We start from the raw sequence: 2,739 nt of genomic DNA, 5'->3' as shown, positions 1-2,739 counted from the left end.
ACTCAGGAGTCCTGATCATGACCTACTTCGATTTCAATTCCGCTTCCGAACAGACCTCTTTCGACCTGATCCCCAAAGGCGCGCTGGTGCGTGTCCGCATGACCATCAAGCCGGGTGGCTTCGATGATCCGTCGCAGGGATGGACGGGCGGCTACGCCACCCGCAACGACAACACCGGCTCGGTGTACCTGAACTGCGAGTTCGTCGTGATGGAGGGTGAATTCGCCCGTCGCAAGATGTGGTCGCTGATCGGCCTGCACAGCCCGAAAGGCCCTGAGTGGGCCAACATGGGCCGCACCTTCGTCAAGGCGATCCTCAACTCAGCGCGCGGCGTTCATCCTGGCGACAACAGTCCTGCCGCGCAGAACGCGCGCCGCATCAGCGGGTTTGCCGATCTCGATGGCATCGAGTTTCTCGGCAAGGTCGACTGGGACAAAGACCAGAACGGCCAAGACAAGAGCGTGATCAAGGCTGCGATCACGCCAGACCACAAGGACTACGCCGCCCTCATGGGTGGCGCGCAGGGAGCGGCGAAAGCGCCAGCACCGGCAAACGGGTCGAACGCGTATGCCCAGGCCACGGGCCGTGCCTCCGTGCCGGGTCGCCCGAGCTGGGCACAGTAAGGGGGACGCCGCCATGATGCTCCGCCCCCGCCAAGCCCTGCTGGTCGAGCGCTCTTTGGCGGCGCTAGCCCAACACGGCAACACCCTATCTGTTGGCCCCACCGGGTCGGGCAAGACCATCATGCTGTCGGCGGTGGCCGGCAGCTTGTTGGCCGAGCCAGATGCCAAGGCCTGCATCCTTGCTCATCGCGATGAACTGACCGGCCAGAATCTATCCAAGTTTGCACGGGTGAATCCGGGCGTCAGCACCTCCGTGTTCGATGCCAAGGACAAATCCTGGTCCGGGCGCGCCACGTTCGCGATGGTGCAAACGCTGTCGCGCGACAACCATCTCGCTGCCATCCCGATCCTCGATCTGCTGGTGATCGATGAAGCGCATCACGCAGCCTCGGCCTCGTACCGCCGCGTAATCGACCGGGTGCTGGACAAGAACTCGCGCGCCCAGATCTTCGGGGTGACGGCGACGCCTGCCCGCAGTGACGGCAAGGGACTGCGGGAGGTCTTCAGCAACGTCGCGGATCAAATCACCCTCGGCGAGCTGATCGCCTCCGGCCACCTCGTGCCGCCACGCACCTTTGTCATCGATGTCGGCGCCCAGGAGCAGTTGACGCGGGTCCGGCGCACGGCCACTGACTTCGACATGACGGAAGTCGAGGCGATTCTCAACAAGACTCCCATCACCGATGCCGTGATCCGTCATTGGCGTGAGAAGGCCGGCGACCGCAAGACGATCGTGTTCTGCTCGACCGTCGCCCATGCCGAATGTGTGCGCTGGGCCTTTCAGGATGCCGGTGTATCCGCCGTGATCGTGCACGGAGAGCTCTCAGAATCTGAGCGAAAGACACGCCTGGCCGAGTACGAATCCGGTACCGCGCAGGTCGTGGTCAATGTGGCTGTGCTCACGGAGGGCTACGACTTCACGCCTACCTCCTGCGTGGTTCTGCTGCGACCCAGCTCGCACAAGTCAACTCTGACCCAGATGATCGGGCGTGGCCTGCGCACCATCGACCCATCGGAGCATCCGGGCGACATCAAGACCGATTGCGTGGTCCTGGACTTCGGCACCGCGACCTTGATGCACGGATCTCTGGAACAGGACGTCAATCTCGACGGACACCAGCATCACGGCGAAGCGCCCACCAAGGACTGCCCGTCCTGTGAAGCCACCGTCCCGCTCGGCTGCCGCGAATGCCCGCTGTGCGGCTTCGTCTGGGAGAACGAGAACACCGAAGAAGGAGATGCGCTGGCCGATTTCGTGATGACCGAGATCGACCTGCTCAAGCGCTCCAACTTCCGCTGGTGCGACCTGTTCGGCTGCGACGACGCACTTATGGCGACTGGCTTCAACGCCTGGGGTGGCGTCTTCTTCCTAAACGGCCGCTGGCACGCCGTGGGCGGAGGTAAGGATCTGCAGCCGCGCTTGTTGGCAGTCGGCGACCGCACGGTTTGCATGGCCAAAGCCGATGACTGGCTGAACGACCGCGAGTCGGCTGACTCCGCGCACAAGACCCGTCGTTGGCTGAACGAGCCGCCGACTGCGAAGCAACTCCAGTATCTGCCGCAGGCGCTGCGCGCCGACTTTGGCATGACGCGCTATCAGGCCTCGGCGCTGCTGTCCTTCCAGTTCAACAAGTCGTCGATTCAGCGCCTCGTGGTGGCTGCCAACGATGCCCACCGGGAGGCTGCGTGAAATGTGCAGTCTGCTCCCGAAAGGCCAAGGGATTCGGCTATTTCAATCCACGCCTGCCGCGCAGCGACCCACGCCGTTACTCGAATCGCTGGGTGTTCTGCTCCATGCGCTGCCAGAACGCGTTTTCACGGCTCATGGAAAAGACGGGAGGTCACATGATCGATCCCAGTGATATGGAGCTCGCCGCCATGGCGTCCTGCCTGGCGCCACTTGGAGAGTATGTCGGCGCCATCGGCATGCAGCGCCCGCTGGCGGACTACAGCAAAGACGAAGTGCTGATGCTGATCGACGTGGTGGTGACCGCCTACCAGGAACACATGCTCGTCGAGCACGAGCGGATGGCGGAGAAGGACCGCGCTTTTCTTGAGGAACGACTCGCCCGCCAAGGCAAGTCCGCTTCGACGGGAGTGCCGTTCTGATGCTGGA

At 63.1% G+C, this 2,739-nt stretch carries 3 protein-coding genes; all 3 read left to right on the top strand.

The genetic code is table 11. From position 1 onward, the window contains the following. Positions 1-17: 17 nt before the first annotated feature. The 3 genes from RKP46_RS19405 to RKP46_RS19395 all read left to right on the top strand — a co-directional run bounded on the left by RKP46_RS19405 (position 18) and on the right by RKP46_RS19395 (position 2,732). Positions 18-623 carry a hypothetical protein gene (locus RKP46_RS19405; RefSeq protein WP_084337146.1) on the top strand — a complete coding sequence of 202 codons (606 nt, stop codon included), beginning with the start codon at positions 18-20 and terminating at the stop codon, positions 621-623. Positions 624-636: 13 nt separating this feature from the next. Next, positions 637-2,313, top strand: a complete 1,677-nt coding sequence (locus tag RKP46_RS19400) for a DEAD/DEAH box helicase (protein WP_311108145.1) — start codon at positions 637-639, stop codon at positions 2,311-2,313. 155 nt (positions 2,314-2,468) lie between these two features. Beyond that, the gene (locus RKP46_RS19395) at positions 2,469-2,732 is read left to right on the top strand and encodes a DUF6511 domain-containing protein (RefSeq protein ID WP_236213224.1); all 264 of its coding nucleotides are present in this window, start codon (positions 2,469-2,471) and stop codon (positions 2,730-2,732) included. The last annotated feature ends 7 nt before the right edge of the window (positions 2,733-2,739 follow it).

The organism is Accumulibacter sp., from assembly GCF_031732815.1.
Taxonomy (GTDB): Bacteria; Pseudomonadota; Gammaproteobacteria; order Burkholderiales; family Rhodocyclaceae; genus Accumulibacter.
Note: the sequence above shows the minus strand (reverse complement) of the source record. Positions and strands in the feature narration are given on the sequence as shown.